The organism is Roseivirga sp. BDSF3-8, assembly GCF_041449215.1.
GTDB lineage: Bacteria > Bacteroidota > Bacteroidia > Cytophagales > Cyclobacteriaceae > JBGNFV01.
In genome coordinates this window covers 2,764,604-2,783,122 of record NZ_JBGNFV010000001.1, presented here as the reverse complement: position 1 = coordinate 2,783,122, position 18,519 = coordinate 2,764,604, and the positions used below count along the sequence as shown (strand labels likewise).

General features: G+C 50.6%; 11 protein-coding genes. 10 read left to right on the top strand and 1 reads right to left on the bottom strand.

Translation table 11 applies throughout. From position 1 onward, the window contains the following. The first annotated feature begins 169 nt into the window (after positions 1–169). Positions 170–1,201, top strand: coding sequence for a Holliday junction branch migration DNA helicase RuvB (gene ruvB, locus AB9P05_RS11405; protein WP_371908950.1), 1,032 nt, complete (start codon positions 170–172; stop codon positions 1,199–1,201). Between the two features lie 9 nt (positions 1,202–1,210). Continuing rightward, positions 1,211–2,173 (top strand): tRNA epoxyqueuosine(34) reductase QueG, encoded by a 963-nt coding sequence (queG, locus tag AB9P05_RS11400; protein WP_371908949.1) that lies wholly within the window; start codon positions 1,211–1,213, stop codon positions 2,171–2,173. A 16-nt stretch (positions 2,174–2,189) separates the two neighbouring features. Here queG and AB9P05_RS11395 read toward each other — a convergent pair whose 3' ends face one another. Then, a complete protein-coding gene (locus AB9P05_RS11395; protein WP_371908948.1) occupies positions 2,190–2,378 on the bottom strand; it encodes a hypothetical protein in 189 nt (62 codons plus the stop codon). A 159-nt stretch (positions 2,379–2,537) separates the two neighbouring features. Between AB9P05_RS11395 and AB9P05_RS11390 the strand changes: the two genes are divergently transcribed. The 8 genes from AB9P05_RS11390 to sprA all read left to right on the top strand — a co-directional run bounded on the left by AB9P05_RS11390 (position 2,538) and on the right by sprA (position 18,506). Beyond that, the gene (locus AB9P05_RS11390; RefSeq protein ID WP_371908947.1) at positions 2,538–3,989 is read left to right on the top strand and encodes a BatD family protein; all 1,452 of its coding nucleotides are present in this window, start codon (positions 2,538–2,540) and stop codon (positions 3,987–3,989) included. Positions 3,990–3,991: 2 nt separating this feature from the next. Then, positions 3,992–5,068, top strand: coding sequence for a chorismate synthase (gene aroC / locus AB9P05_RS11385; protein ID WP_371908946.1), 1,077 nt, complete (start codon positions 3,992–3,994; stop codon positions 5,066–5,068). A gap of 9 nt (positions 5,069–5,077) precedes the next feature. Further along, a complete protein-coding gene (locus AB9P05_RS11380; RefSeq protein ID WP_371908945.1) occupies positions 5,078–6,406 on the top strand; it encodes a dicarboxylate/amino acid:cation symporter in 1,329 nt (442 codons plus the stop codon). 65 nt (positions 6,407–6,471) lie between these two features. After that, complete coding sequence (locus tag AB9P05_RS11375; protein WP_371908944.1) at positions 6,472–7,083, top strand: NifU family protein; 612 nt, start codon at positions 6,472–6,474, stop codon at positions 7,081–7,083. A gap of 107 nt (positions 7,084–7,190) precedes the next feature. Next, complete coding sequence (locus AB9P05_RS11370) at positions 7,191–8,303, top strand: DUF4837 family protein (RefSeq protein ID WP_371908943.1); 1,113 nt, start codon at positions 7,191–7,193, stop codon at positions 8,301–8,303. Between the two features lie 95 nt (positions 8,304–8,398). Beyond that, complete coding sequence (locus AB9P05_RS11365; protein WP_371908942.1) at positions 8,399–10,678, top strand: NADP-dependent malic enzyme; 2,280 nt, start codon at positions 8,399–8,401, stop codon at positions 10,676–10,678. Next, a complete protein-coding gene (gene ruvA / locus AB9P05_RS11360; RefSeq protein WP_371908941.1) occupies positions 10,675–11,271 on the top strand; it encodes a Holliday junction branch migration protein RuvA in 597 nt (198 codons plus the stop codon). The genes AB9P05_RS11365 and ruvA overlap by 4 nt, the downstream gene beginning before the upstream one ends. Positions 11,272–11,306: 35 nt before the next feature. Then, entirely contained in the window at positions 11,307–18,506 is a 7,200-nt protein-coding gene (gene sprA / locus AB9P05_RS11355) for a cell surface protein SprA (RefSeq protein ID WP_371908940.1), read from the top strand. The last annotated feature ends 13 nt before the right edge of the window (positions 18,507–18,519 follow it).

Below are 18,519 nucleotides of genomic sequence, written 5' to 3'. Positions count from 1 at the left end.
ATGGACTATTCAGAAGATTTGTTAGTTTTTAGGTATCATAATGTGGCATGAATGCAAATTCATGCCGGTAAATGGCCGGGGCTGTAAAAAAGTATGCATCTTTGTGCGGTGTAAAATACAGCGCTAATGTGCAGCACGGCACACACTAACCGTAAGAAGCGAGGCTTGCATGCGTGAAGATTATCTGAGAAGCGACGACGAACATTTTTCTCCGGCAGAAAGGGAATTTGAAAAGGCTCTGCGCCCCCTTACCTTCAGTGACTTTGCGGGTCAGGAAAAGGTGGTGGAAAACATCAAGGTGTTTGTGAAGGCGGCTAAATTGCGCGGGGAACCGCTTGACCACGTATTGCTGCACGGCCCTCCGGGCCTGGGTAAAACGACGCTTTCGCATATTATAGCGAATGAGCTGGGCTCGCAGATCCGCATCACAAGCGGGCCTGTACTGGATAAACCGAGCGACCTGGCGGGGCTGCTAACAAACCTGGAGGAGGGTGATGTGCTCTTTATTGATGAGATACACCGCCTGAACCCGGTGGTGGAGGAGTACCTGTACTCAGCAATGGAGGATTACCGCATCGACATTATGCTGGACAGCGGGCCCAGTGCGCGCTCGGTGCAGATAGGCCTGAATCCATTTACGCTAGTGGGCGCGACCACCCGGGCGGGACTGCTTACCTCTCCCTTACGGGCTCGCTTTGGAATAAATGCGCGCCTGGAATACTATGATGCCAAGCTGCTGGCTACGATACTGCACAGAAACGCAGCGATACTAAATACTCCCATAGATGATGAAGCGGCAATAGAGATCGCGCGCCGCAGCCGCGGTACGCCGCGTATCGCTAATAACCTGCTGCGCCGTACACGTGACTTTGCGCAGATTAAAGGCAAGGGTACGATTACTAAGGCGATCTCTGAGATGGCCCTGGAAGCGCTGGACGTGGATAAGCATGGCCTGGATGAAATGGACAACCGCATTTTGCAGACGATCATAAGCAAGTTTAACGGCGGACCAGTGGGGCTAAGCACTATAGCGACGGCCTGCGGGGAGGAGGCGGAAACAATTGAGGAGGTGTACGAACCATTTTTGATAAAAGAGGGCTATATAAAACGTACGGCAAGGGGCCGTGAGGCTACGCAGCTTGCGTATAAGCACGTGGGGGTGGTACCTCCGGGCAGGCTTGGAAGCTTGTTTGATGAATAGCCATTCTTTATGAAGGTATCGGCAGCGGAACGACATACACGCCTGTTTAAAGAGAAAGCCCGTGCGCATGGGTTTGACTTCTGTGGTATAGCGCGGGCGGGCTACCTGGAGGAGGAGGCCGCGCGACTGGAAGCATGGCTGAAGAAGGACATGCATGGCAAAATGGGCTACCTGGCGAACCATTTTGATAAGCGCCTGGATCCGACAAAGCTGGTGGAAGGCGCACGCTCGGTCGTGACCTTTGTGTATAATTATTTTCCTGAAAAAGACCTTACGGAAGAGACGGGCTACAAGGTGGCGAAGTATGCCTATGGAAAGGACTATCACCATGTGATCAAGGGAAAGCTGCGCCAACTGGCAGATGAGCTGCGGCAGGAGATCGGGGAGTTTGACGGACGGGTGTTTGTAGACAGTGCGCCGGTGATGGAACGCGCATGGGCCGAGAAGAGTGGTATGGGCTGGATAGGCAAGAACAGCCTGCTGCTAAACCGGCAGATGGGCAGTTTCTTTTTCCTGGCGGAGTTTATCACCGATCTGGAGTTTGTGTATGATAACCCTGTGGGGGACTACTGCGGTACGTGTACGCGCTGTATGGATGCCTGCCCGACGGACGCGATACCGGAGCCTTATGTAGTGGATGGCAGCCGGTGTATAAGTTACTTTACGATAGAGCTGAAAGCACAGGAGGATATACCGGGGGGTATGAAGGGGCGGTTTGAAGACTGGATATTCGGCTGCGACATATGCCAGGATGTATGCCCGTGGAACCGCTTCTCGAAACCACACGGTGAGCCCTCCTTTGCTCCTCATGAGGGGCTGGAGGACATGAATAAGCCGGCATGGGAGGAGATAACGCGGGAGGTGTTTAATGAACTATTCCGTGGGTCTGCGGTGAAGCGGGCAAAGCTGGAAGGGCTGCAACGGAACATCCGGTTTGTGAAGGGGGAGGAAAAAGAAAACCCGGCCAACTAAATGACCGGGCTTATTATCAGTTAACGCCGACAAAGCAGCGTTGAAGAGTTTTGGCATAAACGTGCCCGAATTTATTATAGCACCAGTCTTTCAGGTCTTTAATTTCGGTGGGCACCAGGGAGGCTATCGCCTTTCGTAGTTCTTTTTCAAAAAGCTTACTATCAAAACTTACCTTCGATAGTATGGTCTTCACATACTCCAGCATAGTGTCTTGGTTAAAAAAACTAATTTAATAGTATCACTACAAAAATTAATAGTAGTGCAGGATTCTATACGTTTAAGATAAAAAATTGTTTCCTAAAAAAAAATTTTCATATCATCTTACACGTTGAACGTGCAGAGGATAACGCAAGGGTAAAATACCATGAGCAGAACGCATTTACAGACCGTATTATTTCTCTTTCCACTGATTTTATTTTTGGCAGGATATGCTCAGGCTCAGGAGGTTTCTATAAAGCTAGGACCGGACAAGGTGGCATTGAACGAGGCCTTTACTATTACTGCCGAAGTGAGCAATGGCCGCATCCGTGACGTGCAGGGCTTTCCTGATATTCCGGGCTTTGCGAAGGCGGGGCAATCTTCCTCCACGTCTACCAATATCATTAACGGGCGTGTATCTTCCACCTCTTCCATCACGCAGCAATATGTACCTCAAAAGCAGGGTAGCTTCACGCTAAGCCCCTTTACGATGACGGTGAATGGGGAGGAAGTAAGGTCACAGGGCAAAAATATTACGGTAGGTCCTGAAAAAGAGCGGCAGGCTTATGATCCTTTTCGCGACCCCTTTGAGGACTTTTTCGGGAACCGCCGCAGCAATGAGCCACAGGAATTTATCGACCTGAAGGAGGACGCCTTCCTGGCGGTGACGACTGACAAGAACGAGGTGTATGTGGGGGAAGGGGTAAATGTGTCGCTGGCATTCTATATATCCGAGGACAACCGGGCACCGCTGAACTTTACGGAGCTGAGCGAACAGATCACTAAAATCCAGAAAAAGCTGAGCCCCTCGAACGCCTGGGAGGAGAATTTTAAGATAGAAGAGCTTACCCCTGAGCTGGTTATTATCGACAATAAAAAATACTCAAAGTACAAATTGTACCAGGCGAGCTTCTTTCCTTTTAATGAAGAAGACCTGGTTTTCCCCTCCGTGCCGCTGAAGATGATCAAGTATAAGGTGGCTAAACAGCGCAGCTTTTTTGGCCGCAACCGGAAGGAGGAGTATAAGACTTTCCACACAAAACGTAAGATAGTGGAGGTAAAGCCCCTTCCCCCTCACCCGCTAAAGGAAACGGTGGCTGTAGGGGAGTATAAGCTTAAAGAGGCGCTGAGTAACGGCAGGGTGGAAACGGGCGAGAGCTTTAGCTATGAATTCCGTATAGTGGGCAAGGGCAATATCCAGTCACTAAATGAACCGGAGGTGCCGGCTGGCCGCAACATAGAATTTTACCCTCCTGATGTAGCCCAGACGGTGCGCCGTAATAATGCTATGGTATATGGCAGTAAGGGCTTTAACTACTACGGTATCCCTGAGGAGCCAGGCTCTTATAACCTGGGGGATTACTTTAACTGGGTATACTTTGACCCGAGCCGGGGGCAGTATGATACGCTAACGAGTAGCAAGGTGATAGAGGTGACGGGCGAAAGCCTGAGCGACCGCTACATCAGCAGCAGTGACATGGGTAGTTTCTATAACCGCATATCATTGGAGAATAACACCTTGCAGGCCAAAGGGGGAGGCGGTCTCTTTAGGCTTTTGGCCAACGTCTTAATTTTGGCTAGTTTAGTGCTTTCAGCCGTATTTATATTTAAAAAATAGACATGGGAAGCAGCTACGGGCAGATATTCCGGATTACGACATTCGGCGAATCCCACGGTAAAGCTATAGGTGTTATCATAGACGGATGCCCCGCAGGCCTCGAAATTGATGAGGCCTTTATCCAAAGTGAGCTGGTAAGGCGCAAGCCGGGCCAGTCGCGCATAACGACACACCGCCGCGAGGACGATGAGTTTAAGATACTAAGCGGGGTGTTTGAAGGCCGGGCCACCGGTACTCCCATTGCGATGGTGATACACAATGCCGACCAGCGCAGCAAGGACTACTCTCATATAGCGGATAAATACCGCCCCAGCCATGCGGACTTTACGTACCAGGAAAAGTATGGCCTGCGTGACTACCGCGGAGGCGGCAGAAGCTCGGCCCGCGAAACTGCGGCCCGTGTGGCGGCAGGGGCAGTAGCGAAGCTCTTTCTAAAGCAAAAGGGGATAGATGTGCAGGCCTGGGTGAGCCAGGTTGGGCCCCTGAAGCTGGAAAAGGACTACCAAGCGCTGGATCTGAGCCAGACGGAAAGTAACATGGTGCGCTGCCCGGATGCTGACATGGCAGAGAAAATGATCGGGCTTATCGATGAGACGAGGAAAAACCGTGACACGATTGGCGGAGTGGTTTCTGCCGTGATCACGGGGGTGCCGGTGGGCCTAGGTGAGCCTGTTTTTGATAAGCTTCACGCGGAACTGGGCAAAGCGATGCTGGGCATTAATGCGGTGAAGGGCTTTGAATATGGCAGTGGCTTCGACGGCGTGGAGATGTACGGCTCGCAGCACAATGACATTATCCGCAAGGAGGGTGAGCAGGTGAAGACTGACACTAACCATAGCGGGGGCATACAGGGGGGCATTAGCAACGGTGAAGACATTTACTTCCGTGTGGCCTTTAAACCTGTGGCGACTATTATGCAGGACCAGGACAGCATAAATGAAGGGGGTGAAGCTGTGAAAGTGAGCGGTAAGGGCCGCCATGACCCGTGTGTAGTGCCCCGCGCGGTGCCTATTGTGGATGCGATGGCTGCGCTGGTCATTGCTGACTTCTACCTGAGAAATAAATCCGTAAAGCTATAACCGCCTTTCATGAAGCGTATACCTCTCCATATTCAAATAATTGCCGGCCTGGTACTGGGTTTGCTGGTAGGGCTTGCCTTTGTTAAGTTTCAGTGGCCTGCTGATTTTGTCAATGACTGGATAGCTCCTATCGGGGAGATATTCATCCGCGGCCTGAAGATGATCGCGGTGCCTCTGGTGCTTGCTTCGCTCATAGTCGGTGTGGCTAACCTGGGTGATGTGTCTAAACTGAGCCGCATCGGGGGCAAAACAATATTCACGTACATTACGACCACGGTACTGGCTGTTACGATCGGCCTGGTACTGGTGAACCTGTTTGAGCCAGGCAAAGCCCTGCCGGAAGAGACGCGGGACGAGCTGATGGAACTATACGGTGATACGGCCGGGGAAAAAACGGAGCAGGTAGCAGAGGTACAGGAGCGCAGCCCGCTGGCTCCTATAGTGGACATGGTGCCGGATAACGTATTTCTGGCCACCACGGACAACGGGCTGATGCTGCAGGTAGTGTTCTTTGCCCTGATAGTGGGTATTGCGCTGCTTAAGATCCCGAAGGACAAGGGTGAGCCTGTAGTGAAGTTCTTTGATGGCTTCAATGACATTATCATAAAGATCGTAGGCTTCATTATGTTGCTGGCTCCTTATGGGGTATTTGCCCTTATGGTGGACCTTATCGTGCAGATAGCCGGTGACGACCCTGACAAGGCGGTGAGTATCCTGCTGGCGCTGGGTCAGTATTCACTGGTAGTGGTGGGCGGCCTGGCAATAATGGCGTTTGGGGTGTACCCCGCCATTCTGAAGCTATTTACCAAATACGGCTACAGGCACTTTTTCAATGCGATACGCCCTGCTCAGCTACTGGCTTTCAGTACGAGCAGCAGCTCGGCCACACTGCCTGTGACCATGAAGCAGGTGGAAGAGGAACTGGGTGTAAGCGAAGAGGTGAGCAGCTTTGTGTTGCCACTGGGTGCCACGATCAATATGGACGGTACCAGCCTGTACCAGGGGGTGGCTGCGGTATTTATAGCCCAGGCGCTTGGCCTTGGGCTGGATCTGGGCGATCAGCTCATGATCGTACTTACGGCGGTGCTTGCCTCGATCGGCTCGGCTGGTGTACCGGGTGCGGGCATCATTATGCTCATCATCGTACTGGAGTCTATTGGTGTGCCGGCGGCGGGGATCACGCTGATCCTGGCACCGGACCGTATACTGGACATGTGCCGTACGCTGGTGAATGTAACAGGTGACTGTACGGTTACTGCAGTGGTGGCCAGTACGGAAGGGGAACTTCCTGACAAGATGATCCGTAAAAGTGTAGCAGAAAAGGTACCGGGGGTTTAACTTTGCCCTTTGGAACTTAAAATTCTCCTACCCGTTTTTTAAAAAAGGTAAAAGACAGACAGGCAATGAACACAGAAACCAATACCGTAGGCAATCGTCAGGTACATATATATATGGAAGCCAGCCCGAACCCTAACTCACTGAAGTTTGTGGCTAACTCTATGCTGGTGCCCGAAGCTGCCAGCTTTGACTACCCTTCCCTCAAAGAAGCGGGCAACTCTCCCCTTGCCCAGGCCTTATTTGAGAGCTTTACCTTTGTAGAGCGTGTCTTTATCATGAGCAATTTTGTGACTGTCACAAAAAATGATGAAAAAGACTGGCAGGAAATACAAACTGAGGTAAGAACGTTCGTTAAGGAATACCTGGAGCAGGGAAAACCTGCCGTGGACCTTACGCAGGCAGCAGCCGAGGAAAAGGAGAAAGAGGCCTCTTCGGGTGAAGAAACAGAAACTGAGGCGAAGATCAAGCAGGTACTGGATGAGTACATCCGCCCTGCTGTGGAGCAGGACGGTGGCGCCATTGCCTTTCACTCGTTTGAGAACGGTGTGGTAAAGGTGCTTCTGCAGGGTAGCTGCAGCGGATGCCCTTCTTCCACTATTACACTTAAAGCAGGCATCGAGAACCTGCTGAAGCGGGCGGTACCGGAAGTGGAGACAGTAGAGGCGGAAGGCGTCTAATGACGAGCCCCATGATATTCAGCCCCGCAATCACTCTTTGTGGGGCTTTTTATTTGTAAACCTTTTGGCTAAAATGTAGGCCAATAGAAAGATTAGCCATAACGACAATGAAGCGAATAGTTCAATACGCATTTATTTCAACCCTGTTATCATTCGTGTTTATCAGTTGCGGCCAGGAAGGTGGCTCAGGAGATGGGCTGCGCAGCAGTTCTAACCTGCCAAAGGCTCAGGGACAGGACAGGGAAATATATGTGGTGATAGACAGTGCTCTGTATGCCGGTGAGGTAGGTGAGATCGTACGCGATATCTATGCGGCTCCGGTACCCGGCCTGCTAAAGGACGAGCCTTGGTTTACGCTGAGGCAAATAAACCCTCTGGGGATTACAGAAACGCTGAAACGCCAGCAGAACCTCATCTTTGTAACGGCCCTGGATCAAACCAGCAGGCAGAATATGGAGATGCAGAATTTCTTTAGCCCCCAAAGCCTGGAGGCGGTTCGTGAAAACCCGGACCGGTTTATGATGCGGTCCGAAGATGAGTTTGCCCGTGGCCAAGAGATTATTTACCTCTTTGGTGCAACCAAGAGCCAGCTTATAGCCAACCTGGAGAAAAACCAGAAGGACCTGCGCCAGTATATGGTAAATAAGACACTGAAGAGTATCCAGGCTGATATCCGCAATAATCGTGATAATGGCATCACGAAAGAACTTCGCGAGGACAGGGGCTACACGCTGCAGGTACCGAAAGGCTACTACATAGCGCGGGAGTTTGAGAACCTGGTATGGCTTCGACAGCCTGATCAAAAGATAGATAAAAGCGTGTTTGTATACAGTATTCCCTATACGGATGAGCAGAGCTTTGACAGGGAGCGCATTATGTCTCTGCGAGACAGCGTAACTAAGGAATACCTGTACGATATAGACAAGCGGGACCTGTACTTTGAAGTAGAACCCCTGGTGCCTTTGTATACTGATGAGTTCTCTTTTAACGGACGATACGCAGTGGAAAGTCGCGGCATGTGGAAGATGAGTGACCAGTCGGTGGGTGGGCCTTTCGTAAGTTACATGTTTGTGGATGAGAATACGAATACGCTATATTACATAGACGGATTCCTGATTGCCCCGGGGCAGGATAAGGTGGAAGACCTCTTCGAACTGGAAGCCATCATGTCTACTTTTGAGGTAGTGGAAAGCAATGAGCCCGCCTCACCGGCGGCCTGAAACTCTGCTACTCACACGGATAAGGTGAGAAAATTGCTTAAAATTGTAGCCGGAGCATTGCTTCGGCTTTTATTTTATACCTAGTAGTACAGATTATGGCCCTTAAGATAAGGAGAGAAGACGCGCTTAACTATCACCAACAGGATAAGCCCGGTAAAATAGAGGTAGTGCCCACGAAGGCGCTAGGTAGCCAGCTTGACCTTGCCCTTGCTTACTCACCCGGTGTGGCTGAGCCTTGTAAAGACATAGCAGAAAATAAAGACGATGTGTATAAATACACCGCCAAGGGAAACCTGGTAGGTGTAATCTCTAATGGTACCGCTGTCCTTGGCCTGGGAAACATAGGCCCGGATGCTTCCAAACCTGTGATGGAAGGAAAGGGCGTGCTGTTCAAGAAATTTGCCGGTATCGATGTGTTCGATATTGAAATAGACTGCGAGGACCAGGAGGAGCTGGTGCGCATTGTACGCTCGCTGGAGCCTACCTTCGGTGGGATTAATCTGGAGGACATCAAAGCCCCGGAAAGCTTCTATGTGGAAGAGGAACTTAAGAAGCAGATGGGCATCCCTGTGATGCACGATGACCAGCACGGCACGGCCATCATCTCATCGGCGGCCCTGCTGAACGCGCTGGAGCTGAACGGGAAAAAAATAGAAGATGTGACCTGCGTGGTAAGCGGCGCGGGTGCCTCAGCCATAGCCTGTACGAAGCTTTACCTGAGTCTGGGTATGCGCAGAGAAAATATCGTGATGTGCGACAGTAAGGGGGTTATACGTAAAGACCGCGAAAAACTGGACGCTGTAAAGGCACAGTTTGCTACTGACAGGGACCTGAATACGCTGCAGGAAGCGCTGGAAGGGGCGGATATCTTCCTGGGGCTCTCGACAGGCAACATCCTGGGCAGTGAAGATATGAAGCGCATGGCTGATGAGCCTATCGTATTCGCCCTGGCTAATCCTGATCCGGAGATCCCTTACGATGAGGCTATGGCGAGCCGTGATGATATCATTATGGCTACAGGCCGCTCTGACCACCCCAACCAGGTAAATAACGTGCTGGGCTTCCCTTATATATTTCGCGGAGCGCTGGACGTACGTGCGAGCGCGATCAATGAAGATATGAAGCTGGCGGCCGTGTATGCCCTGGCCACACTGGCCAAGGAGCCGGTGCCGGAACTGGTAAATAAGGCTTATGATGCCAATACGCTCTCTTTCGGGCGTGATTACCTGATCCCGAAACCTCTGGACCCCCGCCTGATCACGAGCATCTCTCCTGCTGTGGCTAAAGCTGCCATTGAATCAGGCGTGGCGCGTATCGAGATCAGCGACTGGGAAGGATATGAGCTGGAGCTTCAGCGCCGTATCGGTATAGACCAGAAGCTTATGTCGCGGGTGATCAGCCGGGCCAAAAAGAATCCGCGCCGGGTGGTATTTGCGGAGGCAGATAATCAAAAGATACTGAAGGCTGCCCTTATTGTACTTGAAGAAAAAATAGGCCAGCCAATTTTACTGGGTAATAAAGAGCGCATCACCACTATAATCGAGGAAAATCAACTCGATAACCTGAAGGACTGCCCTATCATAGACCCCAGACAGGAAGAGGAGAAAACCGCTGAATACGGCCAGGTGCTTTATGAAAAAAGAAAGCGCAAAGGGGTGACTCCTTATGAAGCTACCAAACTAATGCGAGACCGTAACTACTTTGGCGCTATGATGGTGGAAATGGGCGAGGCGGATGCGCTTATCAGCGGTCTGACCAAAGACTACCCTAAGACGATTACCCCTGCCCTGCAGGTAATTGGGGTACGCCCGGGTGCGGACCGTGTGGCTGGTATGTATATCCTATCTAACAACCGGGGCACGTGGTTCTTTAGCGATACGACTCTGAATGTAACACCTACTGCGGACCAGCTTGTGGACATCATAGGCAGCACGGCAGAGGGTGTCCGGTTCTTCGGCCTGGAGCCACGTGTAGCAGTACTCTCTTATTCTAACTTTGGAAGCAGTAAGGGGGAGGTGCCGGCAAAGACGGCTGAAGCTGTCAGAAAAGCACACGAAAAGTGGCCTGATCTGGTGGTGGAAGGGGACATTCAGGCAAACATTGCCCTGAATCCGCAGCTCCAGCAGGAGAACTACCCCTTTAGCGCCCTGGCTAAGGAGGGTGCTAACACGCTCATATTCCCTGACCTGGCTTCCGGTAATATTGCCTACAAGCTACTGATGGAAATGGGTGGTGCGGAAGGCATAGGCCCTGTATTGCTGGGCATGAACAAGCCTGTCCATATCCTGCAGTTAGGCAGCTCTATCAGAGAGATCGTCAACATGGTGGCGATAGCCGTGGTAGATGCTCAAACACAAGATACCAGATACAAATGATCGCATATGTAGAAGGAAAACTCGTACACAAAGAATTCGCCCATGTCGTAATAGACACGGGCGGACTCGGGTACGAGGTAAAAATCAGCCTTAATACTTATAATTCCCTGCCTCCGGGTGAAAGCTGCAAGCTTTTTACCCACCTCCATATCAAAGAAGACGCTCACACGCTCTTCGGCTTTACCGCTCCGGATGAAAAAAAGCTATTCCTGGACCTGCTTGGCATCTCAGGCGTAGGCCCAAATACTGCCCTCACAGTACTTAGCGCCATGTCACCGGATGAGGTACGCAAGGCTATTGTGAACGAAGAGGTAAAAACGATACAGCGGGTAAAGGGTATCGGTGCAAAAACGGCTCAGCGTATTATCCTGGAACTGAAGGACAAGCTTAGAAAGGACGGGGTCGAAGCCACGGGGGGAGATAATATTGGACGTGTTTCAAACAATTTAGTAAGGGAAGAAGCGTTGACCGCTTTAATCACTCTAGGGTTTGCTAAACCCGCAGCAGAAAAAACTATCGACGGGATATTAAAAAAGGCTTCAGGTACGCCCACCGTCGAAGAACTTATTAAATTAGCTCTGAAATCTGCGTAAACCGATCCTAAACTTTGAACCTGCTACCTACTAAAATGTTTTCCAAATCTCTCGTTGCCGGGGTGGCATTGGCCATGTGTGGGCTAAATCCTGTGGAGAATCTGGCGTCGGACCGGTTTGAGCCCGGCACGACTGTGGATAGTTTTATTGCCCGCCAAACCAGTACCAGGCAGGATACTTCCCGTGCTTCACAGCAAGACAGCAGCAGATTTGACAGGCCTTATGAGCCGAGCAGGCGCCCCATCTACCAGGAAACGGACCGGTTTGGCGATCCGCTATCTGAAGGGCCGAGCAACTCCCCCCTCCTACTAGGCACGCCTACCCAAATGGATGTAGAGGTAGAATTTGATACCGCAGTGCGCTACAATGTTTACGAGCGCATAGGTGACCTGAACTACCGCCCGCCTTCTGAGATGACCTTTGAGGAATTCAATGCCTACATGGAACGGCAGGCGATCCAAAACTACTGGCGCACAAAATCTATAGGGCTGGACGGGGAAAGTGCGGTAAGTGGCAGGCAGCTTATACCGCCTATCTACATCAGCCCGGTATTCGACCGGATATTTGGCGGAAGCTACGTAGACCTGCAGCCTAACGGCTTTGTGACACTGGACTTCGGTGGTCAGTGGCAGCGAATAGATAACCCGGCCATCCCTATCAGGCAGCAGCGTAACGGGGGGTTTATCTTCGACCAGAACATCAACATGAATGTGGTGGGTAAAGTAGGCGAGAAACTTCAGCTTCTGGCCAACTTTGATAACAACAACACCTTCGACTTTGAAAACGACTTTAAAGTTGAATACACTGGTTTTGAGGAAGAGATCATACAGAAAATAGAGATAGGTAACGTGAGTATGCCGGTGAGCAATAGCCTTATCACTGGTTCACAGAGTCTATTTGGGGTAAAAACTCAGCTACAATTCGGCAGGCTCTTTATCACGGGTATCGCCTCGCGCCAGCAGGGTCAAAGCGACGCGGTAGAAATAGAAAACGGTGTGCAGGCAAGGCCTTTTGAACTAAGGGCTTCCGAATATGATGAGAACAGGCACTTTTTCCTGGGCCACTTTTTCCGTGAGAATTATGAGCAGTGGCTGCAGGGGGTGACCCAGCCTTTATCCAATGTACTGATACAGCGGGTAGAGGTATACGTAATCAACCGAAGCAATAATACGGAAGGTGTACGTGATGTGGTCGCTTATATGGACCTGGCTGAGCCTGAAAGGGTATACCAGGAAGAACTGGAGATAAACCCGCCTCCTTTTGAGGCAAATGGCAACGGAGCCAACCGACTATGGGGCATTTTGCGGGGTGACCCCTCGCTACGGCAGATTGAGAACTTCGAACAGAATATCAACGCTGCCATACCGCCGGGGGCAGAGTTTGTGAACAGCAGGGACTATGTGATCACGGCCAACGCCCGAAAGCTTACCGACAGAGAATTTTACTTTAATCCGCAACTAGGCTACATATCTCTTTCACGCCGCCTGCAAAATGATGAGATGCTGGCTGTAGCCTACGAATATGTTTACAACGGACAGGCTTTTAAAGTAGGGGAGCTGTCAGAAGACATTAACCAACTGGAGGTAAATGACCTGATCCACCTAAAACTCCTCAGGCCCAATAAGATCAATACGGATGTACCTACCTGGGACCTGATGATGAAAAACATCTATAACCTGAATGCCGCACAGGTATCACAGGACGGCTTCCAGCTAAGGATCATCTACCGCGACGACCGTACCGGCCTGGACAACCCGAGCCTTCATGAGGGAGCAAACCTAAAGGATGTACCTTTGGTACAAGCGCTGAAGCTGGACCGCCTTAACCCAACCAACGAATTTCAGCCTGACGGCAACTTTGACTTCATCCCCAACATTACGATACAGCCAGAGACGGGTACGATCATTTTCCCGGTGCTGGAGCCCTTTGGACAGGACCTGGAGGAACTCTTCCTGCCATCTGAGCAAAACCTGGTAGACAAATACGTATACGATACGCTATATAACACGACGCAAGCTGATGCCCGTTTGCTTACTACTAAAGATAAGTATTTCCTGAAAGGCTCTTTTCAAGCCGGTACCTCGGGTGAGATCGTACTACCGGGTATCAACATTGCTGAGGGTAGTGTGAAGGTATTTGCGGGTAACACACCGCTGACGGAAAATGTAGACTTTGAAGTAGATTATAGCCTTGGGCGGGTACGTATCCTGAATGAAGGGGTACTGGCCTCTGGCAAGCAGATTCGCGTTACTTACGAAAAAGCAGACCTCTTTAACTTCCAGGCGCGGTGGCTATTGGGTACACGGGCGGATTACCGGATCAATGAGAAGTTTAATATAGGTGCCACGTTGCTCCACCTGAATGAACGGCCACTGATAAGCCGTGTCAATATTGGGGATGAACCTACGCAAAACACGAAATGGGGACTGGATGTGAACTACCAGGAGGAATCGCGCTTCCTTACCAAAATGGTGGACGCCCTGCCTCTGATCGAGACCAAGGCACCCAGTACGGTTACTTTCAGCGGGGAGTTTGCCCAATTGATCCCGGGTACCTCAAACGAAGTACAGGGTACAGGTACCTCGTATATTGATGACTTCGAGTCTTCTGCCACTCCATTTAACCTGGGTAGCAGTCCTCAAAGCTGGGTGCTGTCTGCCACGCCCAGCACTGCACGCTTCACGCCGCTTAAGAGTAGTATTGAGCCTTTTCAGTTTCAGCAGCCAGGTGAACTTGGTGAAAACGACCGACGTGCTCTGATGTCATGGTATATCGTGGATAACGTATTCTACCGCACCAGTGGAAGTGTGAAGCCTGACAATATCACGGATGAGGACATGGACAATAACTATGTCCGCCAGGTATTACCACAGGAAATTTTCCCTAACCGGGATTTGCAGCAGATCCAGACTAACGAAACCATATTTGACATTGCCTATTTCCCTAATGAGAGGGGGCCTTATAACTATAATCCGGACCTGGATCAGAACGGCCTCTTAAATAACCCGGAAGATAACTACGGGGCAATTACGCGGGCAATAACCAGCGATGTGGACTTTGATAAAACGAATATTGAATACATCGAATTCTGGTTGATGGATCCTTTCCTGGAGGGTCCGGACGGTGTGGTAAGAGACGGAGTCTTTAATACGAATAATAGTACAGGGGGAACGCTGGTATTCAACCTGGGTAATGTATCAGAGGACATACTTGACGATGACCGCCACGCCTTTGAGAATGGCCTGCCAGCCGACGGAAGCGATGAGAATGTGATCACGACTCCGTGGGGCCGGGTCACTACCGAGCAGTTCCTTACTAACGCCTTTGCCAATGAGCCATCGGCCCGCCCCTTTCAGGATGTGGGTCTTGACGGACTGTCAAATGAACAGGAGGCGAACTTTCCTAACTTCCAGGATTTTATTCAGCAAACGGCCAACCTGAATACTGAAGCCCGGGCTGCACTGCTGGCGGACCCTTCCGGCGATGACTTCCGTTACTACCTGGGAGATGATTTTGACCAAGCAGATGCCAAAATAGTGGAACGCTATAAGTACTTCCGCGGCGTGGAAAATAACAGCCCGGTCCTGATTGACAATAACCTGCCCTATACCCCCTCTAACAGTAATGTTCCGGATAATGAGGATGTGAATAATGATAACACTCTGAATGACCTGGAAGAATATTACGAATACCGTGTGCCTCTTGAGAAAGGAGGCCTTGAAGTAGGCGAAAATTATGTAACTGATGCAGTGATTGGCGAAAACGGGGCTACCTGGTACCAATTCCGGATTCCAGTGCGACAGCCTGACGCAAAAGTGGGAGACATTAGCGGGTACAAGTCCATCCGCTACGTACGTATGTACCTTACTCAGTTCGAGCAGCCTGTGGTGCTTCGTATGGCTCAGTACCGCCTGGTGGGCAGCCAGTGGCGTACTTATGTGGATAATCTTGAGGAAGATGGTGCTTCGATCCCACGTGAAGAAGAAGATACTCGTTTTACGGTATCAGTGGTAAGCCGCGAAGAGAACGGTAATGATGGTGGCGGCAACGACATTCCTTATGTAACACCTCCCGGCTTTGTGATTGACCGGGACAATACCTCCACAGTTAACCGCCGCCTTAACGAGCAGGCCCTGCAGTATTGTGTAGAAGACTTGCAGGACCGTGATGCCCGGGCGGTGTACAAAAATGTGGTGCTGGACCTGATAAATTACGGCAAACTGAAAATGGTGCTCCATGCCCAGGAACTGAACGGTAATGTGCCTGACAGTGCTCTTACTGCCTTTATCAGGCTGGGTACGGACTTTACAGAAAACTATTATGAGGTAGAGGTGCCTCTGGTAATAACCGAACCGGGGACCACAGACCCGGATCTTATATGGCCTGCGGCTAACGAAATAGACATTGAATTTGACCAGCTTTATGCGGTGAAGTCAGCCCGTAACCGGGAAAATGTGCCTATTTCAGCTGAATATACGGCACGGGTAGGCAAATACAATGTAAGCGTCCGCGGACGGCCCGACCTAAGCAGCGTACAAACCCTGATGCTTGGGGTACGAAACCCTGCCTCCATCGATAAACGCGCGTACAGCGCTTGTATCTGGGCGAATGAGCTACGCGTAACGGACTTTGACACTAATAAGGGCTGGGCGGCCAATGCCCGCCTGAACCTGCAGCTAGCAGACTTTGCTAATGTGACGGCGAGCTCCCGGTATACTTCGATAGGGTTTGGTAATGTAAACAGCCGTATCAGTGACCGTACCCGTGAGGAAATATTCCAGTATGATATCTCGGCTAACGTGAACCTGGATAAGTTCGTTTCCGAAAGGACTGGCATAAAAGTGCCCATGTTTGTTAGCTATGAAGAGACTACGATCACGCCACAGTTCGATCCGCTTGATCCGGACATCCCGCTGGAGGCCTCACTACAGAGCTTCGACACCCAGGAGCAGCGGGAGAATTACCGGGACATAGTGATAGATAAAACGGTAAGACGAAGCCTGAACTTCAGCAACGTAAGAAAGATCAAGACTAACCCTGACGCAGTTAGCAGGTTGTGGGACATCGAGAACTTCTCACTAAGCTATGCCTATAGCGATGTAAACCGAAGTAACTACCAGATAGCTGACTATGAAAGCCGTAATTATTCTGGTTCATTGGCGTGGAACTACTCTCCGGAGGCCACTTATGTGGAGCCTTTTAAGGAGAGTAAGCTATTTAAATCTCCCTACCTGGGCCTGATCAGGGACTTCAACTTTGTGCCTTACCCGAGTACACTGGGTTTCAGGGCAGACCTGAACAGGATGTTCGTGAAAACTCAGTTGCGCAACGAGAACCTGAATACGAATACGATTGTCCCCCAGTTTGAGAAGCTATTTACCTTTAACCGTATTTACAACCTACGGTGGAATCTGACAAGGGGACTTGCCATCGACTATAATGCGAGGGCTAACACTCTTATAGATGAACCTGCAGGAGCTATTACTCAGGAGGCCCGGGATTCGATACTTACGAACCTGAAAGATTTTGGTCGAATGAAGCAGTTTGATCAGAATGTGGCCCTTAATTACCGCTTACCTCTGGATAAGCTGCCATTTACGGACTGGCTAAACGCCGATACACGCTACTCGGTAGGCTACACATGGCTCGCCGGTGCGTACGATCAGCAGGACTCGCTAGGTAATGTTATCAGCAACAAACGCGAGCGCGGCATAACCGGTAAAGCAGACCTGGTAAAACTTTATAATAAGGTGACCTTTTTAAAGGACGCCAACGAGTCGCAGCGACCGCAGCGAAACAGGCCGGGCATGCGTCCGCAGCAACCTAATCAGCCGCAACAACCTGAAGACAGCACGGCCAGAGAGAATAAATTCCTTAAGAGTGTACTCCGTGCGCTTATGTCCGTCAGGTCTATCAATGCCAACTATACCATGAGAGAAGGAACGCTCATTCCGGGATTTATGCCAGAGCCTTTCCTGCTGGGTATGGATACGGCGTGGAACTCTCCCGGCATTCCCTTCCTGCTCGGAAGCCAGAGCCTGGAGATCAAAAATGATATTATTGCTAATGACTGGCTTGCGCCAAGCTCTAGCTTAACGAACCCTATTCAGCAGACCCAGACGATAAACCTGGACCTGCGGGCTAATGTAGAGCCCCTTCCCGATCTGCGCATACAGGTGGATGCTAAAAAGAGCAAAACCAATAATTATAAGGAGACCTTCCGTAGGGAGACTGACTTTGCAGATGAGTACGTTGTGATTAATCCCGTACGTACGGGTATGTACAACATCTCATTCCTCACCATCAATACGGCCTTTGATAAGATGGACGAGAATAATGTCAGTGAGGCCTTTACGCAATTTGAGGAAAACAGGGAGGTAATCCGCCAGCGACTTAATGCCCGCAACCCTGTAGGGGAATACAATACCAACAGCCAGGACGTGCTCATACCTGCCTTTCTGGCGGCGTATAGCGGTAAGGATGCGACGGAGGTGGACCTCTCCCCCTTTCCTAAAATGCCTCTGCCAAACTGGCGGGTGGACTATGCAGGCTTATCTAAGCTTTCAATATTCCGTAAGAAGTTTTCATCTATTAACATAAGTCACGCCTATACCTCAGGCTATACGGTAGGAGCTTTTACGAACTCCGCCGCTTATAATGAGGGGCTTTCACTGGACAATGCCCTGGAGGAGTATCCGATCGCCACAGAGACGAACGAGAACGGGGAACTGCTTCCGCAGTACGTAATTCAGGGGGTGGCTATCACGGAGCGTTTCTCACCGCTGTTAGGGGTAAGTGTACGGACGAAGAGCAGGCTGACTGCACGAGTAGAGTACAAGCGGGAACGGAACCTGGCACTAAACCTTACTAACAATCAGGTAACTGAGCTGAGCAGTAAGGACGTGGCTCTTGATCTTGGGTTTACCAAAAATAACCTGCGCCTGCCCTTCCGCTCAAACGGCCGGGTAGTAGAACTTAAAAATGACATTACGTTCAGGCTTAGCTTTACCATCCGCGACACGCAGACTATTCAGCGCCGCCTGGACGAAGGCAATACCATAACCGGTGGTAATCTGAACTTCCAGCTAAGGCCAAATATTCAGTACAATGTAAATCAGCGTCTGAGCCTGCAGTTCTACTTTGACAGAACGATCAATGAACCACGCGTTTCAAACCAGCCGCCAAGGTCAACCACCCGCTTCGGTACCCAGTTACGGTTCAGCCTTGCTCAATAAAATGTCTGTACAT

What these genes read in the sequence shown, in the direction of transcription:
- ruvB (WP_371908950.1), top strand. Translation starts at nt 170, where the DNA reads ATGCGTGAAGATTATCTGAGAAGCGACGACGAACATTTTTCTCCGGCA.
- queG (WP_371908949.1), top strand. Translation starts at nt 1,211, where the DNA reads ATGAAGGTATCGGCAGCGGAACGACATACACGCCTGTTTAAAGAGAAA.
- AB9P05_RS11395 (WP_371908948.1), bottom strand. Translation starts at nt 2,378, where the DNA reads ATGCTGGAGTATGTGAAGACCATACTATCGAAGGTAAGTTTTGATAGT.
- AB9P05_RS11390 (WP_371908947.1), top strand. Translation starts at nt 2,538, where the DNA reads ATGAGCAGAACGCATTTACAGACCGTATTATTTCTCTTTCCACTGATT.
- aroC (WP_371908946.1), top strand. Translation starts at nt 3,992, where the DNA reads ATGGGAAGCAGCTACGGGCAGATATTCCGGATTACGACATTCGGCGAA.
- AB9P05_RS11380 (WP_371908945.1), top strand. Translation starts at nt 5,078, where the DNA reads ATGAAGCGTATACCTCTCCATATTCAAATAATTGCCGGCCTGGTACTG.
- AB9P05_RS11375 (WP_371908944.1), top strand. Translation starts at nt 6,472, where the DNA reads ATGAACACAGAAACCAATACCGTAGGCAATCGTCAGGTACATATATAT.
- AB9P05_RS11370 (WP_371908943.1), top strand. Translation starts at nt 7,191, where the DNA reads ATGAAGCGAATAGTTCAATACGCATTTATTTCAACCCTGTTATCATTC.
- AB9P05_RS11365 (WP_371908942.1), top strand. Translation starts at nt 8,399, where the DNA reads ATGGCCCTTAAGATAAGGAGAGAAGACGCGCTTAACTATCACCAACAG.
- ruvA (WP_371908941.1), top strand. Translation starts at nt 10,675, where the DNA reads ATGATCGCATATGTAGAAGGAAAACTCGTACACAAAGAATTCGCCCAT.
- sprA (WP_371908940.1), top strand. Translation starts at nt 11,307, where the DNA reads ATGTTTTCCAAATCTCTCGTTGCCGGGGTGGCATTGGCCATGTGTGGG.